General features: G+C 52.7%; 14 protein-coding genes. All 14 read left to right on the top strand.

Annotated features, from left to right (window positions below):
• Nucleotides 1–27: 27 nt before the first annotated feature.
• The 14 genes from rph to NST99_RS27410 all read left to right on the top strand — a co-directional run bounded on the left by rph (nt 28) and on the right by NST99_RS27410 (nt 15,251).
• Nucleotides 28–786: a ribonuclease PH gene (gene rph / locus NST99_RS27475; protein WP_341095921.1), complete on the top strand. Its 759-nt coding sequence runs from the start codon at nt 28–30 to the stop codon at nt 784–786.
• A gap of 1 nt (nt 787) precedes the next feature.
• The gene (locus tag NST99_RS27470; RefSeq protein WP_341095919.1) at nt 788–1,420 is read left to right on the top strand and encodes an XTP/dITP diphosphatase; all 633 of its coding nucleotides are present in this window, start codon (nt 788–790) and stop codon (nt 1,418–1,420) included.
• Nucleotides 1,421–1,757: 337 nt separating this feature from the next.
• Nucleotides 1,758–3,086 (top strand): ABC transporter substrate-binding protein, encoded by a 1,329-nt coding sequence (locus NST99_RS27465; protein ID WP_341095918.1) that lies wholly within the window; start codon nt 1,758–1,760, stop codon nt 3,084–3,086.
• A 73-nt stretch (nt 3,087–3,159) separates the two neighbouring features.
• Nucleotides 3,160–4,041, top strand: coding sequence for a carbohydrate ABC transporter permease (locus tag NST99_RS27460; RefSeq protein WP_341095916.1), 882 nt, complete (start codon nt 3,160–3,162; stop codon nt 4,039–4,041).
• Entirely contained in the window at nt 4,038–4,886 is an 849-nt protein-coding gene (locus NST99_RS27455; protein ID WP_341095915.1) for a carbohydrate ABC transporter permease, read from the top strand. The genes NST99_RS27460 and NST99_RS27455 overlap by 4 nt, the downstream gene beginning before the upstream one ends.
• 63 nt (nt 4,887–4,949) lie before the next feature.
• On the top strand, nt 4,950–6,497 hold the full coding sequence (locus tag NST99_RS27450; RefSeq protein ID WP_341095913.1) for a DUF4127 family protein: 1,548 nt from the start codon (nt 4,950–4,952) through the stop codon (nt 6,495–6,497).
• Between the two features lie 24 nt (nt 6,498–6,521).
• Nucleotides 6,522–7,232 carry an N-acetylmannosamine-6-phosphate 2-epimerase gene (locus NST99_RS27445; RefSeq protein ID WP_445745047.1) on the top strand — a complete coding sequence of 237 codons (711 nt, stop codon included), beginning with the start codon at nt 6,522–6,524 and terminating at the stop codon, nt 7,230–7,232.
• Nucleotides 7,210–8,037 (top strand): MurR/RpiR family transcriptional regulator, encoded by an 828-nt coding sequence (locus tag NST99_RS27440; RefSeq protein WP_341095911.1) that lies wholly within the window; start codon nt 7,210–7,212, stop codon nt 8,035–8,037. Before NST99_RS27445 ends, NST99_RS27440 begins: the two co-directional genes overlap by 23 nt.
• Nucleotides 8,038–8,109: 72 nt before the next feature.
• Entirely contained in the window at nt 8,110–9,039 is a 930-nt protein-coding gene (locus NST99_RS27435) for an ROK family protein (protein ID WP_341095909.1), read from the top strand.
• Nucleotides 9,036–10,625: an FAD-dependent oxidoreductase gene (locus NST99_RS27430; protein ID WP_341095907.1), complete on the top strand. Its 1,590-nt coding sequence runs from the start codon at nt 9,036–9,038 to the stop codon at nt 10,623–10,625. The genes NST99_RS27435 and NST99_RS27430 overlap by 4 nt, the downstream gene beginning before the upstream one ends.
• 518 nt (nt 10,626–11,143) lie before the next feature.
• Entirely contained in the window at nt 11,144–13,009 is a 1,866-nt protein-coding gene (locus NST99_RS27425) for a glycosyl hydrolase family 18 protein (protein WP_341095905.1), read from the top strand.
• Nucleotides 13,010–13,316: 307 nt separating this feature from the next.
• The gene (locus NST99_RS27420) at nt 13,317–13,751 is read left to right on the top strand and encodes an NfeD family protein (protein WP_341095904.1); all 435 of its coding nucleotides are present in this window, start codon (nt 13,317–13,319) and stop codon (nt 13,749–13,751) included.
• Nucleotides 13,751–14,686 (top strand): SPFH domain-containing protein, encoded by a 936-nt coding sequence (locus NST99_RS27415; protein ID WP_341095903.1) that lies wholly within the window; start codon nt 13,751–13,753, stop codon nt 14,684–14,686. Before NST99_RS27420 ends, NST99_RS27415 begins: the two co-directional genes overlap by 1 nt.
• Before the next feature lie 109 nt (nt 14,687–14,795).
• A complete protein-coding gene (locus tag NST99_RS27410) occupies nt 14,796–15,251 on the top strand; it encodes a cupin domain-containing protein (RefSeq protein WP_341095901.1) in 456 nt (151 codons plus the stop codon).
• The last annotated feature ends 11 nt before the right edge of the window (nt 15,252–15,262 follow it).

Here is a 15,262-nt window from a genome sequence, read left to right as displayed (position 1 = left end):
TACCCAAAGATGCAGGAGGCAGAAAACATGAGATCAAACGGACGTAACGACGACGGGCTCCGGCCGCTGACAATAACAACCCAAACGAATAAATATGCGGAGGGTTCCGTAATCATTGAGATGGGGGACACCAAAGTTATCTGTACGGCAACAGTGGACGAGAAGGTCCCGCCATTTCTTAAAGGACAGGGTAAGGGATGGGTGACCGCCGAATATTCCATGCTTCCACGGGCCACGCAGACACGCAACCAGCGTGAAGCGGCGCGCGGCAAGCTTACCGGGCGGACGATGGAAATTCAGCGTCTGATTGGCCGGGCGCTGCGTTCTGTTGTTAATTTGCAGGCGCTCGGCGAGCGCAGCATTACGCTGGACTGCGATGTCATTCAAGCGGACGGAGGCACACGGACGGCTTCGATTACGGGTGCTTTTGTAGCCATGGCCTTTGCGATCAACAAAATTGCGCTCCAGCACAAGCTGAGCGTATTCCCGATTACGGACTATCTGGCGGCAATCAGCGTCGGTGTGGTTGGCGACAAAACGCTGCTGGATTTGAACTATGAAGAGGATTCCAAAGCCAAGGTCGATATGAATGTGGTTATGACGGGCGGAGGCGCATTTGTGGAGGTGCAGGGCACCGGGGAAGAGCGGCCGTTCACCCGCCAGGAGCTGGACCAGCTGCTGGGTCTGGGCGAGAAGGGGATTTACGAGCTGATCGCTGTGCAAAAAGAAGTGCTTGGCCCCATCGCCCTCAAAATACCGTCCGGCCTGCCAGGCCAAGAGGTGTAGTATGAAGACCGCCAGCGGAATTCTGATTGTTGCGACGAAAAATAAAGGCAAGGTGCGCGAATTCCAGCATGCTTTTGCCCCGCTTGGGCTGGAGGTCAAAAGTATGTTCGATTATCCAGCTCTGCCGGATGTAGTGGAAGACGGGGTTACTTTTGCCGAAAATGCGCTGAAAAAGGCAAAAGCCGTAGGCGATGCCTTGGGACTGCCCGTTCTGGCGGATGATTCCGGTCTTTGTGTGGATGCCATTGACGGCAGGCCGGGGGTCTACTCGGCACGTTATGCGGGTGAAGGCGCAGAGGACGGTGAGAATAACCTTAAGCTGCTGAACGAGCTGGAAGAACTGAAGCAGGGGGAGGATACCGGCCAGCCGCTGCTCAGCACGGCCCGGTTCGTCTGCGCGTTGTCGCTGTATGATCCTACAAATGGACAAGAGCTTACCGCTGAAGGCAGGGTAGAGGGCTGGATTACCTCTGAACCTGCCGGGGGCGGGGGGTTCGGCTATGATCCGCTCTTTTATCTGCCGGAATTTGAGAAAACAATGGCAGAGCTGACGCTGGAAGAGAAACAGCAGATCAGCCACCGGGGGATGGCGCTGCGGCTGCTGACCGAGAAGCTTACGGCTTCCCGCCAGTAAGAGCCAGCAGGACAAATTATTGCTGATTCGAAACATTGCGGCAGGTAAATTGACATGCGGTGAAAAATGTCGCAAGAATAAATTTCTCCTATACGTTAAGTGAAACCAACCTGTCTGCGAATTTTGCAGACAGGTTGGTTTATTATTACCCTGATATATCTATATTTGAAACCGTTTACACCAAAAAGAAAGATTATTTCTTTTTTATTTATTTTTATGAAAAAATACTTCATTATTTCTCTTTTATCTGCTATACTCCTAATAAAGAGAGGGCTGAGTGAGAAAAGGTAACATGATTGAGGCTCTCGTCTTATACCACTATCAAGGGGGATTTTGTGTGAGAACAAACAGATCAGGCTTTATTCTGTCACTGCTAGTCGTGATGGCGCTGTCTATGCTGCTGGCCGGCTGTGGAGGGAATGGGAATGCTCCTGCTCCAACCACATCTGCGAATGGGGCAGAACCTTCTGCTGAACAGACCGATACTCCCAAATCGGAGCCTGTCACATTGGAATTTTGGACGATTGCCCTTCAGCCCACCTTCAATGATTATTTCAATGATCTGATTGCGAAATACGAGGAAAGTCACCCCGGTGTAACGATTGAATGGAAAGACTATCCTTACGATGCCATCTCACAACGGCTGCTGACGAGCACAGCCAGCGGCAAAAGCCCCGATGTAGTTAATCTGAACACAGAATTCGCGAGCCAGCTGGGAAGCAAAGGTGCTTTGCTGAATCTTGCGGATCATCTTACAGCGGAAGAAGCAGGTTCTTATTTTGAAGGGATCTACAACTCTACCGTGTTTGACGGCAAGGCCTATGCGCTTCCGTGGTATACAGGCACTGAAGTTCTGTTCATGAATAAAAAGCTTGTGGAAAAAGCCGGTCTGGATCCGTCCAATCCGCCGCAAACCCGGGATGAGCTGATTGAATGGGCCCGTCAGGTTCATCAAAAGACCGGAGCCGCCGGATATGCGCAGCAGCTCGTATCCAAGCTGTTTCCGATCGATGGAATCTCCATTCTGAATGAAGACAAGACAGCCGCAGCCTTCAATACGCCGGAAGCTGAGGCCATGATCTCACAAATGCGCGATCTAATGAAAGAAGGCGTGGTCCTGAAGGAAGATGCGGATTTCACAAAGCAAATCCAGTATTTCTCCGGTGAACAGGTAGCCTTCCAGTTGTCGGGCCCGACCTTTATCAACTTTATCAAAACCTCGGCGCCGGAAGTCTATGCGAACACGATTGCGGTTCAACTGCCTACAGGCAAAGCCAACCTCCGGCTCTCTAATACCATGGATCTGGTTGTGCCGCAAAAGTCGAAGAATCCGCAGCAGGCTGTTGAATTTGCGGCTTTCGTGACCAATGCGGACAATCAGACCGCCTTCTCCAAGGTTGCTAATACGTTGCCATCATCCAAAGCTTCCATTACGGATCCATTCTTCACCCAATCTGACGGCACGCTTGAAGCGGAAGCCAAGGTTGTCTCATCGCAAAGTTTGGATAAGGCTACCGATTATATGGTCGGTGTTCCAAGCGCCTCCGATATCAACTCCGCGCTTGCCCGCGGACTGCAGGAAATATTGCTCAACGGGGCAGATATCAAAAAAACGCTGGATGCAGTGGAAAAAGAAGTGAACGGAATCATTAAACAGGGTTCGTAAACCGCTTAGCGATGCGGGGAGGCGCTGTCCTCCCCTTTATATGCTGCAGTACAGAGGGAGGGAGGAATATCGAATGAAGAGATGGGTACGTTCGGAATCTTTCAGCGCTTGGGCGTTTATGACGCCGGGCCTTGTGTTTCTCGCCATTTTTACATTTTGGCCGATCCTTTACGGAATTCCGCTTGCATTAACCGATTATTCGGTCATTGCCGAAACTCGTTATGTAGGCTTCGAGAATTTCACCAGAGCCTTTCAGGATCACAATTTTACCGTCTCGTTATGGAATTCGCTGGTGTATGTCCTTATTGTTCCGGTTATTCAGGTCATCTCCATTCTGATGGCTATTCTCGTAAACAGCCGTCTTCCGGGTGTGAAGATGTTCAGGGCGGCTTATTATATTCCGGTTGTGACTTCGATGGTTGCAGTTGCGCTCATCTGGAGCTGGCTGCTGGGAAACAATGGTGTGGTTAACTATCTGCTGATCCAAGCTGGAATCATCGACGGGCAGGTCTCGTGGCTGTCAAGCAGCAGCACAGCATTGTATGTCCTGATGTTCATCACCATGTGGAAGGGTCTCGGTTATTACATGATGCTGTATCTGGCAGGTCTTCAGGGTATTCCCTCAGATTTGTATGAAGCGGCCAGAGTGGATGGGGCGGGTCCCCTGAGGCTCGTTTTGAATGTGACGATTCCTTTGCTGAGACCTCATATCCTGTTCTGTACGCTGATCTCGATTATGGGGGCGGTCCGGGTATTCGATGAGGTATACATTCTGACCAAAGGCGGGCCGGGAACCTCGACGCTGACCTCCAGCGTGTATATTTTTCAAAAGGGACTGGAGCAGTTCAACTTCGGATATGCATCCGCGCTTGGTCTGATAGTCAGCGTTATTATAGGGGCGCTTAGCATTCTGGTGTTCCGCTTTAACCGGAAAGGCGGGGTGAATTCATATTGAACACAACGAGCAGATCATTCAAACAGCTGAAAAATGGAGTCCGTTATTCCGTCATTTACCTTCTGCTAATTTTGCTGGCCCTGTTCATGATGGGTCCTTTCCTCTGGCTGCTCAGTGTGTCACTGATGCCCGGCAGAAATGTGTTCTCCAGCCCGCCGGCCATTCTGCCGACGTTCATTGACTTTGATAACTACGTGCAGGTCTGGCAGTTCATGTCCTTTCCGCGCTATATTACGAATACGGTCATTATTGCTGTGCTTGGGGTGGTGTTTAATGTTCTGCTGGCCAGTACGACGGCGTATCCGCTGGCAGTCTTTCATTTCAAAGGCCGGAATTTCGTCTTCACCCTGTTGATCGCAACCATGATTATTCCCTCCTCCACGGCAATGATTGTGCATTATCTGACCATTCAGGCTTTTCACTTAGGCAATTCCTATCTGGGGGTTGTGCTTCCAGCTGCTGTGTCGGTATTCAATATTTTTCTGATGCGCCAGACCTTTCTGGGCATACCGTCGGATATTAGGGATTCAGGGAAAATGGACGGCGCTTCAGAGCTCCGCATCTTCTGGCAGCTCGTTCTGCCGCTGGTCAAACCGGGGATTGCCGTCATTGTGCTGCTGGAAGTCATGGCGTTCTGGAATAACTTCCTGTGGCCTATTGTCATCCTGGATGATCCGGAGAAATATCCGCTGGCTGCCGCGCTTACGTACCTGAACGGCCAGTTTTCGTATAACTTCGGCTGGATTGCCGCAGGGACGATGATATCGGTCATTCCTATTATTGTCGTCTTTCTATTTACCCAGAAATATTATATGGAAGGTATCGCAGGTGCGATCAAAGGCTAAGAACGGATACCGGCTGACCCTGCAAGGGAATCAATGATCAGATAGAAAGGATGGCGGGTAAGAATGGCGAATTCATACACAATCGCATTTGTGCCGCTGGATGAGCGGCCCTGCAATTACGAGTTCCCTTCTCTGTTGGCTAGGGGAACAGATTTTGAGGTGCAGCGTCCCCCGATGCAGCTGATGGGACTGAAGAAGCGCCCCGGAGATGCGGACGGATTATGGAGATGGTTTGAAGAGGCCTGCTCCCAGGCGGATGGTGCTGTGGTCGCTTTAGATACATTGCTGTACGGAGGGATTATCCCCTCCAGACTGCATAGCTTGCAGCTGGAGGAGCTTGCCGCAAGGCTTGATAAGCTGCGGGATCTCAAACGGCTGCACCCGAAGCTGGTCATTTATGCCTTTCAGCTTATTATGCGTTGCCCGCAGTATTCCCTGTCCGATGAAGAACCGGATTATTATGCCGATTGGGGCCGGGAAATTTTCCGTAAAGGTTTTATTGGCCACCGCAAGGAGCTCGGCAACGCATCAGGAGAGGAACTGCAGGAGCTTGCGGAGATTGAGGCCCGGCTTCCGCAGAAAATACTGGATGATTACCTCGCACGGCGCAGCATTAATATTGAAGCGAATAAACTGGTGCTGGAGCTGGTGAAGGAAGGTATTATCGAGTTCCTGATTTTCCCGCAGGATGACTCGGCACCCTTCGGGCATACAGCCAAAGATCAGCAGAAGGTCCGCGCGCGGATTACGGAGCTTGATTTGGAGCTTAGAGCCTATATGTACCCCGGTGCAGACGAGGTGGGCTGCACGCTGCTGGCACGGATGATTAATAAAACTACAGGAACAGTGCCGCTCATTTATCCGAGGCTGTCTTCGGTGCAGGGAGCATTCGTCACCCCGTTGTTCGAAGACCGCTTTTTCTATGAGACGCTGAAGTACCAGATTACCGCCGCTGGGGGCCTGATTGTTTCCAGTGCCCAAGAGGCGGATCTTGTGCTGCTGCTGAATACGCCGGGAGAGACCATGATGGAAGCGATATCGCAGCACCAGTCTTTTTTCAGCTATGATGTGTACCGGAACCTGATGGAGCTTGTGGAATACGGCAATTATATAATGAAACAGAAAGGCAAGCCCGTTGCCGTTGCCGATGTTGGCTATGCCAATGGCGGTGACCAGAAGCTGGTCAAAATGCTGCGGGAAAAGGGAATGCTGTTTGAACTCGCAGGTTATGCCGCCTGGAATACAAGCTCCAACACGCTGGGGACGGTCATTTCACAGGCTATGATCTATCTGCATTACGGGCGCACAAAAGAGCATTTGGACTTCCTTGGTCTCCGGTATGCGGAGGATGTATGCTATTGCTCAGTCGTCCGCGGGGAGCTTAGCGAGGGTCCAATCCAGGAGCTGGGTTGCGGCAAATATCTGCTCGACGGGCAGCGGGGAAAGGTCTCGGCTCTGGTTGAACAGCGGCTGGGCCAGGAGTTGGCGTCAAGAATCGATGGTCCCGGGGGAAAGGTAGAGATTACAGACTGCTACATGCCTTGGAACCGGATGTTTGAGGTAGGGCTCTCCGTTCGATTTGTGCCAGCCGGGGAATCCAAGAAACAATAGACTACTAGAGAGAGGGTGGGGACCCTGAATACGATATTGCAGAAGCTACGTCATGGACTAATTGTATCCTGTCAGGCGCTTCCGGGTGAACCGCTGCATGGTGCTGAAATCATGGCACGCATGGCAGCTGCTGCTGAGGAAGGAGGGGCTGTAGGCATCCGGGCAAACGGCTCCGCAGACATCCGGGCGATCAAAAGCGCCGTCTCGCTACCGGTTATCGGTATTATCAAGAGGGATTATCCGGGTTCGGAAGTATATATCACACCAACACTAAAAGAAATTGACGAACTGCTGGAGGCCGGGGCCGATATGATCGCCTTTGATGCAACAAGGCAGAAGAGGCCGGAAGACAGCACCTTGGAGCAAATCGTCGCTTTTCTGCACCGGAGCGGCACGGCTTCGATGGCCGACATTTCGATTCTTGAGGAGGCTCTCCATGCAGAAGCCCTGGGGGTCACCTGCGTCTCGACCACACTCTCGGGCTACACGCCGTATTCCCTGCAGCAGGAAGGGCCTAACTTTGAACTGCTGCAAAGCGCAGTTGATTGTTTGTCCATCCCGGTTATTGCGGAAGGCAGAATGAATGAACCCGCCCAGGTGCAGCAGGCCCTGGAGCTTGGAGCTTATGCCGTAGTTGTGGGTTCAGCCATTACAAGACCCCAGCTGATCACCGGGCGATTTATGGCAGCAATTAGAAAGGTGGCTGTTAACGATGGAAATGACGGATCGGATTAATACGTATTATCCTTCCATGACCAAATCAGAACAGAAGGTAGCCCGTTGTGTGCTTGAGCATCCGGATAATCTCATCTATTTTTCGGTTACGGAGCTTGCGGATTTTGCCGGCACCGGTGAAACCACGGTCATGCGCTTCTGCCGCAAAATCGGATTTAAGGGTTACCAGGACTTCAAGCTTATGCTTGCCCAAGGGCTGCCAAAGCAGCAAGCCTTGTCTGGCCGTGAAGGCAGAGACGGGGATTATCCGACGCATCTTTATGAAGCTATGGTTGATGTCCTCCAATCCAGCCTGAGCATGCTGGACCGTGGACAGCTTGAAGAATCCGTTAATCAAATTGATGCGGCGCGCCATGTGCAGTTTTTTGGGGTAGGCTCATCGGCGATTACCGCACTGGATGCCAAAAATCGCTTTCTGCGTATCGGCAGACGGGTTGAGGCTATAGCGGACAGCCACATCCAGTCGATGATGGCAGTAACGATGGGCAAAGGGGATATCGCCTTCGGCATCAGCGTTTCCGGAAGCACTCTGGATACCAATGATATGTTAATGAAGGCGAAGCAGAACGGGGCGAAGATCATTGCCATGACCAACTACGCCAAGTCCCCCATCGCGTCTATTGCTGATATCGTTCTTCTCACTGCCGGTAAAGAGTCGCCTCTGGAAGGCGGGTCCATCGGTGCGAAGATCTCTCAGCTATTCATTATCGATCTGATCTGTGAGGGACTGGAACGCAGGCATACAGATGAGACAAAGAACATGAAGGAACGAACGGCAAGAGCTGTCATTGACCGTATTTATTGAGGGTGCAGCCGCAGCCTTAATACATCTGGCTCTGCATCGAAAGATAACGGAGCTAAAGGGAGGGACGCGAGGATGAGACGGGTCATCGGTGTGGATATCGGAGGGACAGCCGTTAAAGGGCTGGTACTCGACGAGATCGGAAACGTATGGGCGGAAGCCAGTCGCGATACGGAAGCATGGCAGGGCCGGGAGGCAATACTGTGCAAGCTGAATGCGGTGGTCTGCGAACTGCTCGAGGCCTGCACGGTTCAGGCCATCGGGCTTGCTTCGGCGGGCAGAGTAAATACCGACACGGGTGAAGTGGTGTACGCCACCGATAATTTACCCGGATGGCAGGGGCTTCAGCTTGCCGGTTGGGCGGAGGCTACCTTCAAATTGCCTGCAGCCGCCGATAATGATGCGAACGCCGCACTGCTGGGCGAGGCCTGGCAGGGAGCCGGCCGCGGACGGCACAATCTGGTCATGCTCACGCTGGGTACCGGAGTAGGCGGAGCGCTGATGATTCAGGGCTTGCTTAACCGGGGAAAGCGCTGGAGCGGCGGAGAATTCGGGCACAGTGTCCTGTTTCCCGGCGGCCGGCTCTGTAATTGCGGCCGCCGGGGCTGTGTAGAGCAATACGTCTCGGGTTCCGCGTTGCTGCGGCTCGGAAATGAGCTGACAGGCCGGGCGTATGACCATGGAGCGGAGCTTATGAGCGACGCACGGCGGGGTAATCGGGATGCGCTGCAGGTTCTTGAACATTACACCTCCGATCTGGCGGTTGTCTTGGACAATATTGGGGCTACGCTCGATCCGGAGCTAATCGTGATTGGCGGCGGGGTTATTCATGACCGGGACGTCTGGTGGCCGCTGCTAAAAAACAGGCTGCAAGGCGAGGGACTTTCCGGCATCCTTGCAGCGGCGGAGCTTGGGAACCGGGCAGGCTGCTTCGGGGCAGCCAAGCTTGCATTGGATTGCTTCCGGCAGCTGCCGGACGGATATGAGAAGGAGGATACCGCATGACATTCAGACAAGTGAAACAAAGTGATGTGATCATCATCGGCGGGGGGCTTGGAGGAACTGCCGCGGCTCTCGCCGCAGCCAAGGCAGGGTTGCGCGTCATTCTAACCGAGGAAACGGATTGGCTGGGGGGACAGCTGACCTCGCAGGCGGTTCCGCCGGATGAGCACCGCTGGATCGAGAACTCCGGCAGCACGGCTACCTACCGGGAGTTCCGCAACAGGGTGCGGGAGTATTACAGACGGAATTATCCGCTTACGGAGTCTGCCAGAAACAATCCGCTGCTCAATCCGGGGAACGGCTGGGTCAGCCGGCTTGCCCATGAGCCGAAGGTTGCACTAAGCGTCCTGCACGAAATGCTGGCTCCTTATGTACATTCGGGACGAATTGAAGTGCTTTATTATACGGTTCCGGTTCATGCCGAGACGGCAGGCGATGAGGTCACGGCGGTGACGGTCTTACATACCGTGAAAGGAACCGAGATCAAGCTTAAAGGGGCGTATTATCTGGATGCGACGGAATGCGGCGATCTGCTGCCGCTTGCGGGGGTGGAGTATCGAAGCGGCGCTGAATCACGCCATGAGACAGGGGAACCGCATGCGCTGGATGAAGCGGACCCGCTCGATATGCAGTCGATTACCCATGTCGCTGCCGTCGATTATGTACCAGGCGGCGATTTTACGATAGAACGTCCTGAGGATTATGACTTCTGGCTTCAATATGTGCCTTCCTTTTCAATGTATCCCATTCTCAGCTGGTACGCCTCCGATGCCAGTGATACGACGAAGCTGAAGCAATTCACCATGTTTCCCAATGACGAGGGAATTGTCTCGCTGTGGGATTACCGGAGGATTGTCGATCCTGCGGTCTGGAGCCTGCCGCTCAATGACGGTGAAGTCACTCTGCTGAACTGGGCGCTGAACGATTATTATGCCGGTCCGCTGATCGGAGTGCCTCCCGGGGAACGGGAACGGCATTTGAAAGGAGCCAGACAGCTGACGTTGTCACTTGTCTATTGGCTTCAGACGGAGGCGCCGCGGCTGGATGGCGGGAAGGGGTATCCGGGGGTGAGGCTGCGGGGAGACGTACTTGGGACAGAGGACGGGCTTGCGAAGGCTCCCTACATCCGTGAAGCAAGAAGAATCCGTGGGCTCTACACGGTGACTGAGCTGGATGTGAGCAAGGAGCTGCGCGGTGAAGCGGGACCTATGCGCTATGAGGACAGTGTGGGCGTTGGGAGCTATCATCTGGATCTTCATCCCACGACCGTATCCCAGCGCACGTTCTACATCCCCAATCATCCGTATGAAATTCCGCTGGGCTCAATGATCCCTATTCGTGTCACGAACCTGCTTCCGGCCTGCAAAAATATCTCAATGACCCAGATCGCAAACGGCTGCTACCGCCTTCATCCAACCGAATGGAATATTGGTGAAGCTGCGGGACTTCTGGCCTCTTACGCCATTACAAATAAAGTTCTGCCGCGTGAGGTTCATGGATCGGATGACCATCGCAAGGCTTACCAGCAGCTCTTAATAGACCATGGCGTCCAGCTTCACTGGAGTGATACAGAGCTGGAAATGCAGTAGGTGACAGGATAATCGCATCTGGTGGCAAAGGATACCATCACCTCTTGAACTGTCGGAGTGTAAGGGACCACCTTTGTCACCGGAATTCTAAACCTTCCTCAAATTGGGGACAGAGGCACAGTTATTACTGCCGAAAAAACTGGAAATTAGATGATATTCCCCCCTGACTATGGAAATTTCCCCCTAGCTTAATCTTGTGCTTTATATGACAATAAGATTGCCTTCATCCTTCTTATGTTATGAATCCTCCTATTCCATGTACACCATCCCTCCCAACTATTTTGTAGGCATAAGCATTGCCCGGACAACATTACCGGGATTGCAGCCCATGAACAGCAATACAAGATTAAGAGCACAGATTATTTTTTCTTGCGCTTTTTTGTGTGCTTAATCTATCATCCTGATCTCATGAATCTGATAGAGACACTGGATGAAGGTGAATCCGAACCAGGAGGTGACTTTGGGGAGCTTTGCCTGTAAAGAGGACTGCAGGTTACGGCATTGAACCGAGGAGGTAAATGAAAATGAGGTCGACAAACAGATTTCGTAAAACCTTTGCGCTTAGCATGGCCGTTGCTCTTGTGATTGCACTCTTTTCAACGATAGGCACCAGTGTCAAAACTGCAAATGCGGCTGCGGGCTATAAGCTAATTGGTTATTATGCTTCCTGGGCTGCCTATGGGCGAGCCTACAACGTGACGGATATCGATCCCAGTAAAATGAATGTAATCAACTATGCGTTTGCCGATATATGCTGGAACGGGGTTCACGGCAATCCTGACCCGAGCGGACCCAATCCGGTTACCTGGACCTGCCAAAATGAGCAAGGCCAAACGATCAGTGTTCCGAATGGAACGATTGTGCTGGGTGATCCCTGGATTGATGCCCAGAAAAGCTTTGGGGATGACAAGTGGGATGATCCGATTAAAGGCAACCTGAAGCAGCTATGGAAACTTAAAGAAAAGAACCCGAATCTTAAAACGGTGATATCCGTCGGCGGCTGGACCTGGTCGAACCGGTTCTCGGATGTTGCCGCTACGGCAGCGACCCGTGAAGTATTCGCAAATTCCGCAGTTGATTTCATCCGCAAATATCGAATGGATGGTGTTGATCTGGACTGGGAATATCCGGTCAGCGGAGGCCTTGCAGGCAACAGCTACCGTCCGGAGGATAAGCAGAATTACGTGCTGCTGCTGCAGAAAATCCGTGAAAAGCTGAATGCGGCCGGAACCGCTGACGGTAAAACCTATCTGCTGACCATTGCCTCTGGTGCAAGCCCTGCCTACGTTCAGAATAACAACCTTAGCGGCATTGCTGCTGTTGTCGACTGGATCAACATTATGACCTATGACTTCAACGGCAGCTGGAACACGACTACAGGACACAATGCCCCGCTCTACTATGACCCGGCAGCAGCCTCATCAGGTCTGGCCGATCCGGCGAATTACAATATCGACAAGGCTGTCACAAGCTATCTCGCAAGCGGAGTCCCGGCGAATAAGCTCGTCCTGGGCATGCCGTTTTACGGACGCGGCTGGGGTGGTGCGCCGGGTACAGGAAACGGACAATATCAGGTTTCGGCAGGTATTTCGTCCACAGGCACATGGGAAAAGGGAAACTATGATTTCTACGATCTCGAAGCTAACTATATTAACAAAAACGGCTATACCCGCTACTGGAACAACACCTCAAAGGTTCCATATCTCTACAATCCGTCTACACAAACCTTCATCAGCTATGATGACGCCGAGTCCATCGGCTATAAGACCAGCTATGTCAAAACCAAAGGCCTGGCAGGAGCGATGTTCTGGGAGACCAGTGGCGACCGCAACAAAACACTGCAAAACAAGCTGAACACCGATCTGGGCGGCGGAGTGGTGCCGACGCCAACACCAACTGCAACGCCAACAGCTACAGTGAAACCGACATCAACGCCTACTGCTACTGTTACCCCGACACCAACTGCAACACCGGGGCAATGTACGGCGGCGGCATGGAACGCGGTAACCATCTACACCAAGGGCCAGCAGGCTTCCTATGGAGGTGTGCTGTATGAAGCCCAGTGGTGGACACAGGGGGAACGCCCTGACCAGAGCGGCGCATTCGGGGCCTGGAAAGTGATCGGCACCTGCGGCAACACTACGCCGGCGCCATCGGCTACGGTGAGTCCGACAGCAACGCCAGTACCAACGGCAACACCCGTGCCAACAGCTACAGTAAGCCCGACGGCAACGCCCGGGGGATCTGCCTGGGCAGCAGGAGTGGCCTATACAGCAGGCGACAAGGTAAGCTACAGCGGCAAAACGTACATCTGCCTGCAGTCGCATACCTCGCTGCAAGGTTGGGAACCGGCGGTAACGCAGGCTCTATGGGAGCTGATTTAGCACTATATTCCATCTGAACAGCAAAAAAGCTTGCGGAGAAGGCTGCGCCTCGATCTGCAAGCTTTTTTTATTATGTCATAACCAACAGCAGAATTACTTCACCGGATCGAATCTCCTGCATATGTCTCCTCACAGCCTCCGTTGTTCTTCAGCCTTTATGAAGAAGCTGATTGTGGTGCTCATAACCTTCCATAGGCTGAAATATAATGAAAAAGCATGGCTGTGTCCCAGCCCTGATAAAACTAATGCAACGCTATGCCGTTTTTTTCGTTATAGTAGTATATAGCGGAAGGTGGTGGATTCACCGATGGAAGCTTGGATAGTTTGGTTGATTACAGCCGGCGTTCTGTTTGTGATTGAAATGTTCGCGCTTACTTTTTATCTTCTCTGGTTAAGCATAGGTGCTCTGGCGGCTGGTCTGCTCTCACTTGTGTTTCCTGAGGCGATTTTGCTGCAGGTGGTCGTCGGTTCATTGGTTGCCCTCGTCCTGACCTTTTTCACCAAACCGCTGGTCGCGAGATTCCGCAACTCACGGGGATTTAAGGATACAGGGACAGAGATTGTCGGAAGACAAGGCATTGTCGTTGAGCCGATTGTGCCGGGACAATACGGGCAGGTCAAAGTGGGCGGTGACACCTGGAGTGCAACCTCGGTTCAAGCTCTGGGCAAAGACCAGGCAGTCCGTGTCATCCGAAGAGGCAACACGATTATCGAAGTAGAACGATGGGGGGATAAGTACTAATGGAATGGGCAATTATCGGTATTGTTATTGCTGTCGTCGTTGTTTTTATCGCGCTTACGATCAAAATCGTACCGCAGCAGCGGGTAGGGGTTGTGGAGCGTCTCGGTAAATTCCACCGGCTGCTTACACCGGGTCTGAATATTCTGATTCCGATTATTGATCAGGTGCGGACCTACCATGATTTGCGGATTCAACAGGCCAATGTGCCGCCGCAAACCGTAATCACCAAGGATAACGTGCAGGTGCAGATCGACACGATCATTTTCTATCAGGTGGTTGGTCCGGAAGAAGCGACTTATGGAATTTCCGATTATGTATATGGTGTGCGCAACATTTCCACAGCTACGATGCGGCAGATTATCGGGAAGCTGGAGCTGGATGAAACGTTGTCCGGCCGGGAAAAAATCTCCTCGGATATCCGCCTGGCTCTGGATGAAGCGACTGAAAAGTGGGGCGTGCGGATCGAGCGTGTGGAAGTTATTGATATCAAGCCACCGCTGGACATTCAGGAAGCGATGGATAAGCAGATGAAGGCAGAACGCAGCAAGCGGGCGATTGTGCTGGAAGCGGAAGCCGCCAAACAGGATATGATCCTGCGTGCTGAAGGGGATAAGCAGAGCAAGATTCTGAAAGCGGAAGGCGATAAGGAAGCGCGTATCCGTCAAGCGGAAGGGTTCCGCCAGGCGCAGGAGCTGGAAGCACTGGGCCAGGCCAAAGCGATTCAGGCGGTCGCCGAAGCGGAGAAGACGCGGATCGCACTGATCGCGAGCGCAGGGCTGGATGAGCGTGTGCTGGCTTATCAATCTTTTGAAGCGTTAGGCGAAATCGCTAAGGGACCGGCCAACAAGGTGTTCCTGCCGACCAGCGCCGTTGAAACGCTGGGCAGTCTCGGGGCTATCGCCGAGGTGTTCAAGGCGAGCAAGGAGAGCAAATAAACGGAAGCGGATTAGACAATTGCGGCACATTCCGTTAAAGTAAAAGCAAAACTTAAGCGTAAGCTTACGAAGCCAGTTTTGCATCGCAAAACTTTAAGGAGACGATACTGTGACGCAAAAAGAAATTTCTCCGCTGGTCGAAGCGCTGGGGCTGCAGCCTCACGTTGAAGGCGGATGGTACAAAAGACTTTGGAAATCATCCTTTGATATCCCGCAAGAAACACTGGGAAGCAGCTATTCGGGCTCCAGAGCCTCAGCTTCTTCGATTTATTTTCTGCTCCATCCGGGCGAAACCTCGGAATGGCACACGGTGCTTTCCTCCGAAATCTGGCTGTGGCATTCCGGCAGCCCGATTGTGTTAAGCCTTGGAGGAAGCGGTGATAAGCCGGAGGATGTTACCGAGGTTATCCTGGGTCTCGACATCGCCTCCGGCCAGCAGCCGCAGGTGGTTATTCCGGCGGGAGTATGGCAGGCGGCCCGGGTGCTCGGCGACGAGCCGGTGCTGGTCTCCTGCATCGTATCCCCGGAATTTCATTTTGACGATTTCAAGCTGATCGGCAAATAAGCAATTTTAAA

This window comes from Paenibacillus sp. FSL L8-0470, from assembly GCF_038008625.1.
GTDB lineage: Bacteria > Bacillota > Bacilli > Paenibacillales > Paenibacillaceae > Paenibacillus_AQ.
This window is presented reverse-complemented; position numbering and strand designations above follow the sequence as displayed.

Bases quoted from the DNA above. Each gene is read 5' to 3' on its own strand.
- rph (WP_341095921.1), top strand. From the start codon at position 28: ATGAGATCAAACGGACGTAACGACGACGGGCTCCGGCCGCTGACAATA.
- NST99_RS27470 (WP_341095919.1), top strand. From the start codon at position 788: ATGAAGACCGCCAGCGGAATTCTGATTGTTGCGACGAAAAATAAAGGC.
- NST99_RS27460 (WP_341095916.1), top strand. From the start codon at position 3,160: ATGAAGAGATGGGTACGTTCGGAATCTTTCAGCGCTTGGGCGTTTATG.
- NST99_RS27450 (WP_341095913.1), top strand. From the start codon at position 4,950: ATGGCGAATTCATACACAATCGCATTTGTGCCGCTGGATGAGCGGCCC.
- NST99_RS27440 (WP_341095911.1), top strand. From the start codon at position 7,210: ATGGAAATGACGGATCGGATTAATACGTATTATCCTTCCATGACCAAA.
- NST99_RS27435 (WP_341095909.1), top strand. From the start codon at position 8,110: ATGAGACGGGTCATCGGTGTGGATATCGGAGGGACAGCCGTTAAAGGG.
- NST99_RS27430 (WP_341095907.1), top strand. From the start codon at position 9,036: ATGACATTCAGACAAGTGAAACAAAGTGATGTGATCATCATCGGCGGG.
- NST99_RS27425 (WP_341095905.1), top strand. From the start codon at position 11,144: ATGAAAATGAGGTCGACAAACAGATTTCGTAAAACCTTTGCGCTTAGC.
- NST99_RS27420 (WP_341095904.1), top strand. From the start codon at position 13,317: ATGGAAGCTTGGATAGTTTGGTTGATTACAGCCGGCGTTCTGTTTGTG.
- NST99_RS27415 (WP_341095903.1), top strand. From the start codon at position 13,751: ATGGAATGGGCAATTATCGGTATTGTTATTGCTGTCGTCGTTGTTTTT.